Genomic DNA, 14092 nt, shown 5'->3' with positions numbered 1-14092 from the left:
AGATTGTGCGACGTTAAGGCGGTTATGAAAATTCGCCATATACTGAGGCAGCCTCTTGTTTTTCGTGAGGCTCAGATCGCTATCGCAGGCAAGCCAGCTCCCACATTTGAACTGTGTTCACAAATCTAAATGTGGGAGCTGGCTTGCCTGCGATGAGGCCCGTCCAGTCACCCGAGAACCCCGGCCATGCACTTTGACCTGATCGACCTGCGCCTCTACCTGCACATCCTCGACACCGGCAACATCACCGCCGGCGCGGCGCGCAGCCATTTATCCCTGGCCGCCGCCAGTGCGCGCATCCGTGCGATGGAAGCGTCATTGGGCATCGAATTTCTTGAGCGCGGCCGCCGGGGCGTCACACCCACACCCGCGGGCAAAGCCCTGGCCCGCCACGCGCGCTTGCTGCTGCAACAAGCCGAACACCTGCAACAAGACCTCGCCGAATACGCCAACGGCGTCAAAGGCCAGGTGCGCCTGCTGTGCAACACCACCGCCCTGAGTGAATACCTGCCGGAATTGCTTGCCGATTTTCTGCGCGAACACCCCAACCTCGATATCGACCTGCAAGAACTACCGAGCCTGCGCATCACCCAGGCCTTGCGTCAGGGCACCGCGGACCTGGGCATTATTTCCGACGCAGTGGACACCCACGGCTTGCAAACCCTGCCCTTTCGCGACGACCCGCTCGTACTGATCATGCCCCTCGACCATCCGCTGACGACCGCGAGTTTCATCGACAGCCTGCAATACGACTACGTCGGCCTGGCCGCCAACAGCGCATTGGCGGTGTATTTGGAGGAACAGGCGCTGCACGCGGGCTTTCGCCTGCAAACCCGCATCCGCGCCGATGGTTTTGATGGGTTGATTCGCATGGTCGCGGGCGGCGCCGGTCTGGGCATCGTGCCCCAAGCGGCACTGGAGCGCTGGCCGCTGCAACGCCGCCTCAAAGCCCAACCGCTGCAAGAAGAGTGGGCCCGCCGCACGCTGCTGTTATGCGCGCGCTCCTTCGAACAATTGCCCGGTTACGCCAAGGCTTTGTTCGACGCCCTCACCCTGCCCTTGCGGAAAAACCCGTAATACACCGCCGACAGAATCATCAGGAACGGCACGCCAAACACCAGCGTCATCTTGAACGCCTCGGTGAAGTACGTGGTGATCATCACCGCGCCCATCAACACCAGGCCCAGCAGCGTGCTGTAGGGGAACAGGCGCAGTTGGAACGACAGCTTCGCCCCGCCATGGCGCTTGCGATAGCGGCGGAAAAACAGGTGCGTGAGGAAGATCATGAACCAGGTGAAGATCGCACCGAACATTGAGATCGCCATCATCAGCGTAAACGAGCTTTCCGGGTACACCACGTTCAGCAAGGTCGCCAAGGCGATGCCCGAGCTGGACAGCAGCAACGCATTCAGCGGAATCCCGCTCTTGCTCAACGCGCCCATCGACTTGGGCGCAAAGCCTGCGCGCGAGAGGCTGAACATCATGCGCGTGGTGATGTAGAGCTGGCTGTTCATCGCCGACAGCGCGGCGATCAGAATCACAAAATTCATCACCCCGGTGGCGCCGGGAATACCGATGGTCTGCATCACCGTGACGAACGGGCTCTGGGTCTGACCGGCCTGGTTCCACGGCACGATGGCCAGCATCAGCGCCAGGGTCAGCAGGTAAAACACCACCAGCCGCACGATGGTCGCGCGAAAGGCTTTCTTCACTGCCTGTTCCGGGTCGGCGGCTTCACCGGCGGCCACCGCGATCATCTCCACGCTCAAGTAACTGAAGATCGACACGATCACCGCGATCCACATGCCGCTCAAGCCATGCGGGAAAAAGCCCTCGTGGGCGGTATAGTTCTGCACGCCGTACGCCGGGTTGCCGGAGCCGAACACCACGTACACCGCAAGGATGATGAAGCCGAAGATGGCGCTGATCTTGATCGTCGAAAACCAGTATTCGAAATTGCCGAAGGTCTTCACGCTGATCGCATTGAGCAGGATCAGCACGCTGGAAAACGACACGATCCACACCCATTCCGGCACGTTGGCAAACCAGTACTTCATGTACATCGCCACCGCCGTGACCTCGGCGCCCACCGCCAGCACAATCGCGGCCCAGTAGGCGTAACGCACCAGAAACCCGGCCAGCGGGCTGATGTAGAACTCGGCGTACGCGCCGAATGAGCCCGAGGTGGAATGCGCCACCGTCATCTCCGCCAGGCAGCCCATCAACAGCAAGGTGATCAGCGCGCCGATGGCGTAGCTCACCAGCACGCTGGGCCCGGCATAGCCGATGGCATAGGCGCTGCCCATGAACAGCCCGGTGCCGATGGCGCCACCGATGGCGATCATGCTCATCTGGCCGCAAGTGAGCTGGCGCCGCAGGCCCAGTTCGCGGTGGGTGATCTCTGCAAAACCGTTGTCGGGTGTGGTCACGTGGTGTGCCCCTTTATTATTGTGATTTGTTACTGCCGGTGCCGAACCCTGTGGGAGCTGGCTTGCCTGCGATAGCGGTGGTGAATTCACTGACGCTATCGCAGGCAAGCCAGCTCCCACATTAGTGTTGTGGTGCTCTTATGTGACGCTGTTGCGCACTTTGAATTGCGCCTGGTCCCAAGTGGCGTTATCGAGAATTTCGCCAAGGATCTCTACCGCGTCAAACACCTCGGTAAAGCTTGTGTACAACGGCGTAAAACCAAACCGCATGATGCGCGGCTCGCGGTAATCACCAATCACGCCCCGAGCGATCAGCGCCTGGATCACCGCGTAACCTTCGGGGTGCTCGAAGCTCACATGGCTGCCGCGCCTGGCGTGCTCGCGCGGGGTAATCAGCACCAGGCCGTGGGCGGCGCAGCGGGCTTCGACCAGCGCGATAAACAGGTCAGTCAACGCCAGGGATTTGGTCCGCAGGCTGGCCATGTCGGTCTGGGCAAAAATCTCCAGGCCGCATTCGACCATGGCCAGCGAGGTGATCGGCTGTGTGCCGCACAGGTAGCGCGCAATGCCCGCGCTCGGCGCGTATTGAGCTTCCATCGCAAACTGCCGGGTATGCCCGAACCAACCCGACAGGGGCTGGCGCACCACGTCCACCAGCAGCGGATTGACCCACACAAACGCCTGGGAACCCGGGCCGCCATTGAGGTATTTGTAAGTACAGCCAATTGCATAATCGGCCCGCGCCGTGTGCAGGTCGATGGGCACCGCGCCCGCCGAATGCGCCAGGTCCCAGATGCTCAGTGCGCCACATTCGTGGCTTAAGGCGGTGAGCGCCTGCATGTCGTACATGTAGCCGGTTTTGTAGTTGACGTGGGTGAGCATCACCACCGCCACGTCCTGGTCGATAGCCTGCGGCAGTTCATCGGGGCTGTTCACCAGTCGCAATGAATAACCCTGCTGCAGCAACTCGGCCAGGCCTTCGGCGATGTACAGGTCGGTGGGGAAGTTGCTCGCCTCGCTGACGATCACCTTACGGCCCGGCTGGCGTTGGCGCTGCACGCTCAACGCGGCGCTGAGTACCTTGAACAGGTTGATGGAGGTGGTATCGGTGATCACCACTTCGCCGTCGCGCGCGCCGATCAAGGGCGCCAGGCGATTGCCCAGGCGCTGGGACAGATCTGCCCAGCCGGCGCTGTTCCAGCTGCGAATCAAGCCATTGCCCCACTCTTGGTCGATCACCTGCTGCGCCCGCGCCAACGCCGCCACCGGGCGCGCACCGAGGGAGTTGCCGTCGAGGTAGATCACGCCCTCAGGCAAGGCGAACTGACGACGCAGTGGCGCCAGCGGGTCCTGAGCGTCGAGGGCTTGGCAGTGGCTTCGGGTGGTCATGGGCTGTCCTGATTTTTATAAGTGAAGATGGAGCAAATAATGAACGAAGCTTTAGAGAATTTTCGTGCAAAGTGGTGGGTAACAGGCTAATTAAGCTGTAGGAAATTCGAATTTAACCCCAAAACACGCGGATTTATTCTAAGCATGATTCTCGACGCCACCGACCTGCGCCTCCTGCATTTTCTGCAACAGGATGGCCGCATCAGCAACCAGGAACTGGCCGAAAAAGTCGCCCTGTCGCCCTCCGCCTGCCTGCGCCGTTTGCGCCTGCTCGAGAGCGAGGGAATCATCAGCGGCTACCGCGCGGTGCTGAATGCCGAGCAGCTGGGAATCGAGCTGGAAGCCATCGTGCACCTGTCCTTGCGCCAGGACGTGGAGGATTGGCACGAGACGTTTATCAAAAAGGTGCAAGGCTGGCCGGAAGTGGCCAGCGCGTACGTGATTACCGGCGCGAGCAACTATGTGTTGCGGGTGCAGGCGCGGAATTTGAAGCACTTTTCGGACTTTATCGTGAACCACCTGAACCGCACGGCGGGGGTGATGGATATTCGCTCGGAGATTGTGTTGCAGAAGATCAAGGATCGGGATGAGGTGTTGGACTTAGTCCTGCGCAAATAGCAACAACACCTCAATTCAAATGTGGGAGCTGGCTTGCCTGCGATGCAGACACCTCGGTGCATCAGATACACCGAGTTGATGCCATCGCAGGCAAGCCAGCTCCCACATTTTTGTCCGTATTTAGTCTTCTAGGGCGCGCACGCGTTGCATGCGTTTCTGCTCTACCGGCGCATCAGCCCGTTGCAGCTCAAAGTCAAAATCAATCTGCGCAAAGCGCCCTTCCACGCCAAACTCCCGCGCGAGTTGCTGATCGTCACTGAAGCGAATCTCCGCAATCAACTCATCCCGTGTCGCATAGGCAAAGTCATCGTGCAGGTACGGGTCGTCCGACAGGTTGATCTGGGTGGTCAAATGCCGATGCCCCGGCGCCGAGATAAAGAAGTGAATATGCGCCGGCCGTTGCCCATGGCGACCCAGTTGGTCGAGCAGCTGTTGAGTCGGCCCGGTCGGCGGGCAGCCGTAGCCGGATGGCACGATGCTGCGAAAGCGGTAGTTGCCCTGAGCATCGGTCTCGATGCGCCGGCGCAGGTTGAACTCCGACTGCGTCGGGTCAAACCACGAATAGGTGCCACCGGTATTGGCCTGCCACACATCCACAATTGCACCCGCCAATGGCTTGCCATCGGTGTCGCGCACTTGCCCGCGCATAAACAGCGGCACCGCGTCGTCCTTGCCATCGTCCAGCCGCGCTTCGTATTGGCTCAGCGGCGCCCCGGCCACATACAGCGGGCCTTCGATGGTGCGCGGCGTGCCGCCGGATTTGCCGGCTTCTTCGTCGGCGGCGTCCATCAGCAGATCCAGGTAATGCTCCAGGCCCAAGCCGGCAGCGAGTAAGCCGGCCTCCTGATGTTTACCCAGCTCGTTGAGGTAATTGACCGCCTTCCAGAATTCTTGCGGGGTCACTTCCAGGTCTTCGATGATGTTCACCGTGTCGCGCAGGATCCGGTAGATCAGCGCTTTGGCGCGCGGGTTGCCAGCGTCATTGTGATTGCCGCTGGCTTCTTCGAGAAACGCTTGGGCGTGGGCAGTCTGGGAAAGTCGGATGGACATGGTGCAATCCTCATCTTGTCATTATTGGGTGCAAAACAGGCTCAGCGGTCGTCCTCATGGATCGACGAAGGGTGGCGGCACAAGGCATTCACTTCGATGGCCATGTAAGGGAAAAGCGGCAGCTGCATCAGCAGGTCGTGCAGGTCTTGCACGCTGTCCACGTCGAACACGCTGTAGTTGGCGTAATGCCCGGCGATGCGCCACAGATGGCGCCATTTGCCCTCCTGCTGCAGGCGCTGTGCCAGGGCTTTTTCTTCGGCTTTCAGGCCAGCCGCGCGCTCAGGGTTCATGTTCAGGGGCAGGTTCACGGTCATTTTTACGTGGAACAACATGGCAGGCGCCTCTTAGTGGTTGTCACGGCGGAAGAACGCCAGACGCTCTTCATCGATAGCCAGGCCAAGGCCCGGTGCAGTGGAAACATGCAGCGCAAAATCGCGGTACACCGGCGGCTCGGTGAGGATGTCTTCGGTGAGCAGCAACGGGCCGAACAGTTCGGTGTCCCACGCCAGCTTGCTCAAGGTCAGGAAGGCATGCGCCGAGGCCAGGGTGCCGATGCCGCCTTCGAGCATGGTGCCGCCGTACAGGCCGATACCGGCCGCTTCGGCGATGGCGGCGGTGCGCAACACGGCGCGCGGGCCGCCGTTCTTGGCGATCTTCAGCGCGAACACCGAGGCTGCGCCTTCGCGGGCCAGGTTGAAGGCATCCTCCACGCACTCGATGGACTCGTCGGCCATGATCGGCGCCGGGCTCGATAGATTCAGCCGAGCCATGCCGCTGCGGTTGTTGCGCGAAATCGGTTGTTCGATCAGGTCGATGCCGTTGTCGCCGAGCACCTTGCACGCACGCAGGGCCACGGCTTCGTCCCACGCCTGGTTAACGTCAACGCGCACACTGGCGCGCTCGCCCAGGGCTTTTTTGATCGCGATCACGTGGGCCAGGTCGCGGCCAACCTCACCGGCGCCGATCTTCAATTTGAAGATGCGGTGACGGCGCAGGTCGAGCATCTTTTCCGCTTCGGCAATGTCCTGCGCAGTGTTGCCGCTGGCCAGGGTCCAGGCCACCGGCAAGGCATCCCGCACCCGCCCACCGAGCAGTTCGCTGACGGGCAAGTCAAGCCGTTTGCCCAGCGCATCGAGCAACGCGCTTTCGATGCCGGACTTGGCAAAGGTGTTGCCACGAATGCTGCGCTCCAGGCGCAACATGGCCGCGTTGATATTGCTCGCGTCCTGGCCAATCAACAGCGGCGCGAAGTGGCGGTCGATGTTGACCTTGATGCTGTCAGGGCTTTCGTTGCCGTAGCTCAGACCGCCGATGGTGGTGGCCTCACCGATGCCCTCGATGCCGTCGGCGCAGCGCAGGCGGATGATCACCAACGTCTGGTTTTGCATCGTGTGCATTGCCAGCTTGTGCGGGCGGATGGTGGGGAGGTCGACGATGACCGTTTCAATCGACTCGATGGCGCAAATCGGCATGGCTATACCCGTGGGGTTCTTTATAGGTTTGAGCCGATTCTGTGCCGTATTTTTTGTGGCTTCCAATATAGAATGGGTCTCGCACAATACCCTCAAGGTATGAAAGGAGCCGCCATGGAACTGCGTCATCTGCGCTATTTCCAGGTGCTGGGTGAAACGCTGAACTTCACCCGCGCCGCCGAACGCCTGCACATCGCCCAGCCGCCGTTGAGTCGGCAGATCCAGCAATTGGAAGACGAACTGGGGGTGATTCTGCTTGAACGTGGCCGACCGCTGCGGCTGACCGCAGCCGGGCGGTTTTTCTATGAACACGCCAATGTGCTGCTCGAGCAACTGGGCAAGGTCTGCGACACCACGCGCCGCATTGGCCAAGGCGAAAAGACCTGGCTGGGCATCGGCTTTGCGCCGTCGACCTTGTACGGCGTGCTGCCGGAGTTGATTCGACGGCTGCGCAACGATGCGGTGCTGGAGCTGGAATTGGGCTTGTCGGAGATGACCACTTTGCAGCAGGTCGAAGCGCTGAAAGCCGGCCGCATTGACGTGGGCTTCGGGCGCATTCGCATCGACGACCCGGCCATCGTCCAGCGTGTGCTGGTGGAGGATCGACTGGTCGCCGTACTGCCCGCCGGCCACCCGCTGCTGGGTGCGCCCGCGACCCTCGCCCAATTGGCCGCCGAACCGTTTGTGCTCTACCCCGGCAACCCGCGCCCCAGCTATGCCGACCATGTGATCGCACTGTTCGACGCCCACGGCCTGAGCCTCAAGGTGGCGCAGTGGACCAACGAATTGCAAACCGCCATCGGCCTGGTCGGCGCCGGCATGGGCGTGACGCTGGTGCCGGCGTCGGTGCAAGTGCTGCACCGCGCGGATATCGGCTACACGCCGATTGTGGAAAGCACCGCGACCTCGCCGATCATTCTCAGCCAACGGGTGAATGATCAGTCGCCGGGGCTCAGTCATTGTTTGCAGTTGGTGGAAGAGTTGATCTGAGATCTCCCGCACACCACAAATCCCCTGTGGGAGCGGGCTTGCCTGCGATGGCGGTGGAACATTCACCACCGCTATCGCAGGCAAGCCCGCTCCCACAGTTTGATCTTCATCAGGTTTAGAGACTGCGCAGGCGCTTGCGCTGCAAGGTCTGGCTGGGAGATTCATCAAACAGCTTGCGGTACTCCGCCGAAAACCGCCCCAAGTGAGTAAAGCCCCAACCCAGGGCCATTTCGGAAATGGTCCGAGTAGACCCCTGCTCAAGGATTTCCTGACGCACCGCGCCCAACCGGTACTTCTTCAGGTACGCCATGGGCGACAGCGCAAAGTACTTGCGAAACGCATCGAACAGCTTGAACCGCGAGACGCCCGCAGCCGCTTCCAGGTCTTCCAGATGCACCGCCTCGCGGGCGTTGTCGTGGATGTACTGCCGCGCACGAATCAGGTAGTGCGGCAGCTTCACGCCCAGCACGTCGCGCAGCTCTTCTGAATAGTTATTCGGCTGGGCAAGGATCAAGCCTTTGATCAACGAGCTTTCCAAGTCACGCGTAAACGCCGCCTGCTCATACAACTCGCTGCTGCGCTCAAGCTCGGCAATGAAATACCGCGCCATGCGCCACCACGACGCGGAAGCCCCCTCCACCGCGTCCATCACCGACTCAAAGCGCAGCGGTGCCTCAATCGGCCGTTGCAGCAAGCCTTCCAGGGATTCACTCATCGCCGCGCGGGTGATCACCACCTGCAATTTGCGGCAATCACCGGAGATCGCCAGCACCTGATGCTCGTTGGGCGACAGGATCACGCCCTGGTCGCGATTGGAACTCAGCCGCTCGCCGTTCTTGCTCAATTCCTGCTCGCCCACCAACGGCAGGCTCAGGCTGTAGCTGCTGAAGTGCTCGGCGTCTTCGATGCCGATGGTCACGTCCGTGCCGTACTCGATCACGCCCAAGGTGGTAGCGCGGGACTTGAACACATTGGCGCTGTGGTGAAAGCGCAGGCGCTCCGGCGTCGACGTCGCCAGGCGGTGCGGCCCACAAATGCCGGACATCCAGCTGCGGGCGCCTTCCAGGTCGAAGCGTTGAATATGGATTTCGCGTGTATGGCTACTCATCAGGGTGCACCCACGGCGGTTAGGCGGTTGCGCGCTCTGGCGGCGCGTCGTTGACAATCGACAGCAAGTTCTACGCCACGCGCCCCGTAATGCAACGGGGTGGATAGCAACGGTCGACTATGTGGATAAACCGCAGGTTTTTGCGACGTTCCCTTGGTATGACAGTAGCGCATCGCGTCACCTCGCTGCACCGAACTGGGTATTTGCTGCCCAACGATGCGCGCCCAACTATGCGGCCCATCTCTGCCCATTAAGCGGATAGCCCGCACCCTGCCGCGCTGCCTCTAATGAACCACCGATTAGCCCCTATCAAAAAAGGTGCCTCCCATGAGTGGTGCAAGAAGCGTCGAGCAGTGGAAAACGTTTATCGAAAGCTGCCTGGATTTTCGCCCGGCGGACGCCGTGTTCCGCATCGCCCGGGACATGTTCACCGAGCCGCAACTGTTCGACCTGGAGATGGAACTGATCTTCGAAAAAAACTGGATCTACGCCTGCCACGAAAGCGAACTGGCCAATAACCACGACTTCGTGACGATGCGCGCCGGGCGCCAGCCGATGATCATCACCCGCGATGGCGAAGGCCAACTGAATGCGCTGATCAACGCCTGCCAGCACCGCGGCACCACGCTGACGCGCGTCGGCAAAGGCAACCAATCCACCTTTACTTGCCCGTTCCACGCCTGGTGCTACAAGAGCGATGGCCGGCTGGTGAAGGTCAAGGCGCCGGGGGAATACCCGGAAGGCTTCGACAAGGCCACGCGTGGCCTGAAGAAAGCCCGCATCGAAAGCTACAAGGGCTTTGTGTTTATCAGCCTGGACGTGAATGGCCGCGACAGCCTGGAGGACTTTCTCGGCGACGCCAAAGTGTTCTTCGACATGATGGTCGCGCAGTCTGCCACCGGTGAGCTGGAAGTGCTGCCGGGCAAATCCGCCTACACCTACGACGGCAACTGGAAACTGCAGAACGAAAACGGCCTGGACGGTTATCACGTCAGCACCGTGCACTACAACTACGTGGCCACGGTGCAGCATCGCCAGCAGGTGAACACCGAAAACGGCAGCGGCTCCGCCAGCACGCTGGACTACAGCAAACTCGGCGCGGGCGATGCCAACACCGACGACGGTTGGTTCGCCTTCAACAATGGCCACAGCCTGTTGTTCAGCGACATGCCCAACCCAAGTGTGCGTTCCGGCTACGCCACCATCATGCCGCGCCTGGTGCAAGAGCACGGCCAGCAGAAGGCCGAGTGGATGATGCACCGCCTGCGCAACCTGAACATCTACCCGAGCCTGTTCTTCCTCGACCAGATCAGCTCGCAGCTGCGCATCATCCGCCCGGTGGCGTGGAACAAGACCGAAATCATCAGCCAGTGCCTGGGCGTGAAGAACGAGTCGGATGCCGACCGCGAAAACCGGATCCGCCAGTTCGAGGATTTCTTCAACGTGTCCGGCATGGGCACACCCGATGACCTGGTGGAATTTCGCGAAGCCCAGCGTGGTTTCCAGGGCCGCCTGGAACGCTGGAGTGATATCTCGCGCGGCAGTCACCGCTGGGAAACCGGGCCCACGCCGAACAGCGAAGCCATCGGCATCCAACCGGCGATGACCGGCACCGAGTTCACCCACGAAGGCCTGTACGTCAACCAGCACCGCAACTGGCAGCACTTGCTGCTTAACGGCCTGGACCAACACGCGCTGAAGCTGCGGGAGGTGAAGTGATGAATGCGCAATTGCAGTATCAGATCGAGCAGTTTTTCTACCGTAAATCCGAGCTGTGCGACGCCCAGGACTGGGACGCCTATGTGCAGCTGTTCGACCCGCAGAGTGAGTTCCACCTGCCGCAATGGGACTCGGAACACGTCTACACCCGCGACCCCAAGCGCGAGATGTCGTTGATCTATTACGCCACCCGTTCGGGCCTGGAAGACCGCGTGTTCCGTCTGCGCACCGGCAAGGCGGCGTCGGCCACGCCAATGCCGCGCACCTTGCACCTGATCAATAACGTGCGGATCGCCGAGCAACCCGGCGGGCTGCTGGAAGTGAAGTTGAACTGGCACACGCTGTTCTATCGGCTGGCCATGTCGGAGCAGTTCTATGGCAGCGCCACCTACAGCCTCAAAGCCCATGGCGACAGCTGGCTGATCACCCGCAAGCACGCCCTGCTGCTCAACGACACCATCAATTCGGTGCTGGATTTTTATCACCTTTGACCATGCCTGGTGTGGCGAGCGGGCCCATTGTGCCCAGCGGACTTGTTGTGGCGAGCGGGCTTGCCCCGCGTTGGGCTGCGAAGCGGCCCCCATTAAAGTCACCGCATTTCTTCAGTCAAACCGCAGTGGCTGGACCAGGGGCCGCTTCGCGCCCCAACGCGGGGCAAGCCCGCTCGCCACAGCAGGCCTGCTCGCCACAAAAGCTCACTCGTCAGCCATCAAATCAGATACGCGGAGTTATGCGGATGAATCACAAAGTAGCCTTCAGCTTTGCCGACGGCAAAACCCTGTTTTTCCCGGTGGGCGCCAACGAAATCCTGTTGGACGCGGCCCTGCGCAACGGCATCAAGATCCCGCTGGACTGCCGCGAAGGCGTGTGCGGCACCTGCCAGGGCCGTTGCGAGTCGGGCGACTACAGCCAGGATTATGTCGACGAGGAAGCGCTCTCCAGCCTCGACCTGCAGCAACGTAAAATGCTCAGCTGCCAGACGCGGGTCAAATCCGATGCAACGTTTTACTTCGATTTCGATTCGAGCCTGTGCAATGCGCCGGGGCCGGTGCAGGTGCGCGGCACGGTGAGCGCGGTGCAGCTGGTCTCGGCCAGCACGGCCATTTTGCACGTGCAGGTGGAGGCGCCACTGGACTTCCTGCCGGGCCAATACGCCCGCCTGTCGGTGCCCGGCACCGACAGCTGGCGCTCTTACTCCTTCGCCAACCGGCCGGGCAATCAGTTGCAGTTTCTGGTGCGCCTGCTGCCCGATGGCGTCATGAGCAACTACCTGCGCGAGCGCTGCCAGGTCGGTGATGAAGTGCTGATGGAAGCACCGTTGGGCGCGTTTTACCAGCGGCATGTCACCCAGCCGCTGGTGCTGGTGGCCGGCGGCACCGGGTTGTCGGCGTTGCTGGGCATGCTCGATGAACTGGCGGCCAACGGCTGCGAGCAGCCCGTGCACCTGTACTACGGCGTACGTGGCGCCGAGGATTTGTGCGAAGCAACACGCATTGAAGCCTACGCGTCGAAAATCCCGGGGTTTCGCTACACCCAAGTGCTGAGTGACCCGTCGCCCGAATGGCCCGGCAAGCGTGGTTACCTCACCGAGCATTTCGACCTGGCCGAATTGCGGGACCAATCGGCGGATATGTACGTGTGCGGCCCCCCTCCGATGGTCGAATCCATCCAACAATGGCTGCTGGATCAGGCACTTGTTGGCGTTCAGCTGTATTACGAAAAGTTTACGCAGAGTAATATCTGACCCCTCAGTACTTTGAGGGGCGGGTGCGGCGTGCAATCAACCCTGAGAAAAACAAGTAGAAGGGAATGTTAATGGCGGATGACATGGTTAACCCGGTAGGCCTCAAGCGTGGCCTGAAGAACCGGCATATTCAGCTGATTGCCTTGGGAGGGGCGATTGGCACGGGGTTGTTCCTCGGCTCGGCCGGGGTGCTCAAGTCGGCGGGCCCGTCGATGATCCTGGGGTACGCGATCGCCGGCTTCATCGCCTTCCTGATCATGCGCCAGCTCGGCGAGATGATCGTCGAAGAACCGGTGGCCGGCTCCTTCAGCCACTTCGCACACAAATACTGGGGCGGCTACGCAGGCTTCCTGGCCGGCTGGAACTACTGGGTGCTCTACGTGCTGGTGGGCATGGCCGAACTGACCGCCGTGGGCAAGTACATCCAGTTCTGGTGGCCGGAGATTCCGACCTGGGTCAGCGCGCTGGTGTTCTTCGTCGCGGTCAACCTGATCAACACACTGAACGTGAAGTTCTTCGGTGAAGCCGAGTTCTGGTTCGCGATCATCAAGGTGGTGGCAATTGTCGGCATGATCGTGCTCGGCTGCTACCTGCTGTTCAGCGGCACCGGCGGCCCGCAAGCCGCGGTGAGCAACCTGTGGAGTCACGGCGGGTTCTTCCCCAATGGCGGCATGGGGCTGTTGATGTCGATGGCCTTTATCATGTTCTCGTTTGGTGGCCTGGAGCTGGTGGGCATTACCGCCGCCGAGGCCAGCGAGCCGCGCAAAGTGATCCCCAAAGCCATCAACCAAGTGGTTTACCGGATCCTGATTTTCTACGTCGGCGCCCTGACCGTCTTGCTGTCGCTGTACCCGTGGGACCAACTGCTGCAAACCCTCGGCGCGTCGGGCGATGCCTACAGCGGCAGCCCGTTTGTGCAGATCTTCTCGCTGATTGGTAACGACACCGCCGCGCACATCCTCAACTTCGTGGTGCTGACCGCGGCGCTGTCGGTGTACAACAGCGGCGTGTACTGCAACAGCCGCATGCTGTTCGGCCTGGCCGAGCAAGGCGACGCGCCCAAAGCGCTGATGAAGCTCAACAAACAAGGCGTGCCGCTGCGCGCCCTGGCGATTTCGGCACTGGTGACGATGCTGTGCGTGGTGGTCAACTACGTCGCGCCCAAGAGCGCCCTGGAGTTGCTGTTTGCGCTGGTGGTTGCCTCGCTGATGATCAACTGGGCGCTGATCAGCATCACTCACATCAAGTTCCGCAAGGCCATGGGCGAGCAAGGCGTGACGCCGTCGTTCAAGACCTTCTGGTTCCCGTTCAGCAACTACCTGTGCCTGGCGTTCATGGTGATGATTGTCAGCGTGATGCTGGCGATCGATGGCATTCGTGAGTCGGTGTATGCGATGCCGGTTTGGGTGGGGATTATCTACATTGCCTACCGGATGCGGATCAAAAAAGGTAGCGCCTTAGCGAATGCACAGTGATCCCTGTGGAAGCCGGGCTTGCCCGCGACGGCGGTGGGTCAGACACCGGATGCAGTGCCTGACCCACTGCCATCGGGGGCAAGCCCCCTCCCACATTC

The 14092-nt window shown here is 61.0% G+C and carries 13 protein-coding genes; 7 read left to right on the top strand and 6 right to left on the bottom strand.

What is annotated here, in order from left to right; genetic code table 11:
* Positions 1-186 precede the first annotated feature (186 nt).
* Positions 187-1077 carry a LysR family transcriptional regulator gene (locus ACM530_RS14995; protein ID WP_416365057.1) on the top strand — a complete coding sequence of 297 codons (891 nt, stop codon included), beginning with the start codon at positions 187-189 and terminating at the stop codon, positions 1075-1077.
* Here ACM530_RS14995 and ACM530_RS14990 read toward each other — a convergent pair.
* Both ACM530_RS14990 and kynU read right to left on the bottom strand, forming a co-directional pair.
* Positions 1023-2429 carry an amino acid permease gene (locus ACM530_RS14990; RefSeq protein WP_416365056.1) on the bottom strand — a complete coding sequence of 469 codons (1407 nt, stop codon included), beginning with the start codon at positions 2427-2429 and terminating at the stop codon, positions 1023-1025. The two genes, ACM530_RS14995 and ACM530_RS14990, sit on opposite strands and share 55 nt — an antisense overlap.
* Positions 2430-2567: 138 nt before the next feature.
* Entirely contained in the window at positions 2568-3818 is a 1251-nt protein-coding gene (gene kynU, locus ACM530_RS14985) for a kynureninase (protein ID WP_416365055.1), read from the bottom strand.
* Between the two features lie 144 nt (positions 3819-3962).
* Here kynU and ACM530_RS14980 point away from each other — a divergent pair, with 144 nt between their 5' ends.
* The gene (locus ACM530_RS14980) at positions 3963-4436 is read left to right on the top strand and encodes an Lrp/AsnC family transcriptional regulator (RefSeq protein WP_003194103.1); all 474 of its coding nucleotides are present in this window, start codon (positions 3963-3965) and stop codon (positions 4434-4436) included.
* Positions 4437-4556: 120 nt separating this feature from the next.
* Here ACM530_RS14980 and catA read toward each other — a convergent pair whose 3' ends face one another.
* From catA to ACM530_RS14965, 3 genes are read right to left on the bottom strand one after another with little or no spacing between them, the layout of a single operon-like run.
* The gene (catA, locus tag ACM530_RS14975) at positions 4557-5486 is read right to left on the bottom strand and encodes a catechol 1,2-dioxygenase (RefSeq protein ID WP_145164362.1); all 930 of its coding nucleotides are present in this window, start codon (positions 5484-5486) and stop codon (positions 4557-4559) included.
* A 41-nt stretch (positions 5487-5527) separates the two neighbouring features.
* Positions 5528-5818 carry a muconolactone Delta-isomerase gene (catC, locus tag ACM530_RS14970; protein WP_416365054.1) on the bottom strand — a complete coding sequence of 97 codons (291 nt, stop codon included), beginning with the start codon at positions 5816-5818 and terminating at the stop codon, positions 5528-5530.
* A gap of 12 nt (positions 5819-5830) precedes the next feature.
* Entirely contained in the window at positions 5831-6958 is a 1128-nt protein-coding gene (locus ACM530_RS14965) for a muconate cycloisomerase family protein (protein ID WP_416365053.1), read from the bottom strand.
* A 114-nt stretch (positions 6959-7072) separates the two neighbouring features.
* On the opposite strand from ACM530_RS14965, the gene ACM530_RS14960 reads away from it, so the two are divergent.
* On the top strand, positions 7073-7948 hold the full coding sequence (locus ACM530_RS14960) for a LysR family transcriptional regulator (RefSeq protein WP_242201149.1): 876 nt from the start codon (positions 7073-7075) through the stop codon (positions 7946-7948).
* Between the two features lie 115 nt (positions 7949-8063).
* Here the strand turns inward: ACM530_RS14960 and ACM530_RS14955 are convergent, their stop codons facing one another.
* A complete protein-coding gene (locus ACM530_RS14955) occupies positions 8064-9056 on the bottom strand; it encodes an AraC family transcriptional regulator (RefSeq protein ID WP_145164368.1) in 993 nt (330 codons plus the stop codon).
* A 327-nt stretch (positions 9057-9383) separates the two neighbouring features.
* Here ACM530_RS14955 and antA point away from each other — a divergent pair, with 327 nt between their 5' ends.
* The 4 genes from antA to ACM530_RS14935 all read left to right on the top strand — a co-directional run bounded on the left by antA (position 9384) and on the right by ACM530_RS14935 (position 13994).
* A complete protein-coding gene (gene antA, locus ACM530_RS14950; protein WP_145164370.1) occupies positions 9384-10775 on the top strand; it encodes an anthranilate 1,2-dioxygenase large subunit in 1392 nt (463 codons plus the stop codon).
* Complete coding sequence (gene antB, locus ACM530_RS14945; RefSeq protein WP_145164372.1) at positions 10775-11266, top strand: anthranilate 1,2-dioxygenase small subunit; 492 nt, start codon at positions 10775-10777, stop codon at positions 11264-11266. Before antA ends, antB begins: the two co-directional genes overlap by 1 nt.
* Before the next feature lie 245 nt (positions 11267-11511).
* Positions 11512-12519 carry an anthranilate 1,2-dioxygenase electron transfer component AntC gene (gene antC, locus ACM530_RS14940; protein ID WP_416365052.1) on the top strand — a complete coding sequence of 336 codons (1008 nt, stop codon included), beginning with the start codon at positions 11512-11514 and terminating at the stop codon, positions 12517-12519.
* Positions 12520-12590: 71 nt separating this feature from the next.
* Positions 12591-13994, top strand: coding sequence for an amino acid permease (locus ACM530_RS14935; RefSeq protein ID WP_145164377.1), 1404 nt, complete (start codon positions 12591-12593; stop codon positions 13992-13994).
* Positions 13995-14092 lie beyond the last annotated feature (98 nt).

This window comes from Pseudomonas sp. NFX183 (genome assembly GCF_047943075.1).
In the GTDB taxonomy this organism is placed as follows: Bacteria; Pseudomonadota; Gammaproteobacteria; order Pseudomonadales; family Pseudomonadaceae; genus Aquipseudomonas.
The sequence above is the reverse complement of the archived record's forward strand: the minus strand, read 5'-3'. Positions and strand labels throughout refer to the sequence as shown.

Bases quoted from the DNA above. Each gene is read 5' to 3' on its own strand.
- ACM530_RS14995 (WP_416365057.1), top strand. From the start codon at position 187: ATGCACTTTGACCTGATCGACCTGCGCCTCTACCTGCACATCCTCGAC.
- kynU (WP_416365055.1), bottom strand. From the start codon at position 3,818: ATGACCACCCGAAGCCACTGCCAAGCCCTCGACGCTCAGGACCCGCTG.
- ACM530_RS14980 (WP_003194103.1), top strand. From the start codon at position 3,963: ATGATTCTCGACGCCACCGACCTGCGCCTCCTGCATTTTCTGCAACAG.
- catA (WP_145164362.1), bottom strand. From the start codon at position 5,486: ATGTCCATCCGACTTTCCCAGACTGCCCACGCCCAAGCGTTTCTCGAA.
- catC (WP_416365054.1), bottom strand. From the start codon at position 5,818: ATGTTGTTCCACGTAAAAATGACCGTGAACCTGCCCCTGAACATGAAC.
- ACM530_RS14965 (WP_416365053.1), bottom strand. From the start codon at position 6,958: ATGCCGATTTGCGCCATCGAGTCGATTGAAACGGTCATCGTCGACCTC.
- ACM530_RS14960 (WP_242201149.1), top strand. From the start codon at position 7,073: ATGGAACTGCGTCATCTGCGCTATTTCCAGGTGCTGGGTGAAACGCTG.
- ACM530_RS14955 (WP_145164368.1), bottom strand. From the start codon at position 9,056: ATGAGTAGCCATACACGCGAAATCCATATTCAACGCTTCGACCTGGAA.
- antA (WP_145164370.1), top strand. From the start codon at position 9,384: ATGAGTGGTGCAAGAAGCGTCGAGCAGTGGAAAACGTTTATCGAAAGC.
- antB (WP_145164372.1), top strand. From the start codon at position 10,775: ATGAATGCGCAATTGCAGTATCAGATCGAGCAGTTTTTCTACCGTAAA.
- antC (WP_416365052.1), top strand. From the start codon at position 11,512: ATGAATCACAAAGTAGCCTTCAGCTTTGCCGACGGCAAAACCCTGTTT.
- ACM530_RS14935 (WP_145164377.1), top strand. From the start codon at position 12,591: ATGGCGGATGACATGGTTAACCCGGTAGGCCTCAAGCGTGGCCTGAAG.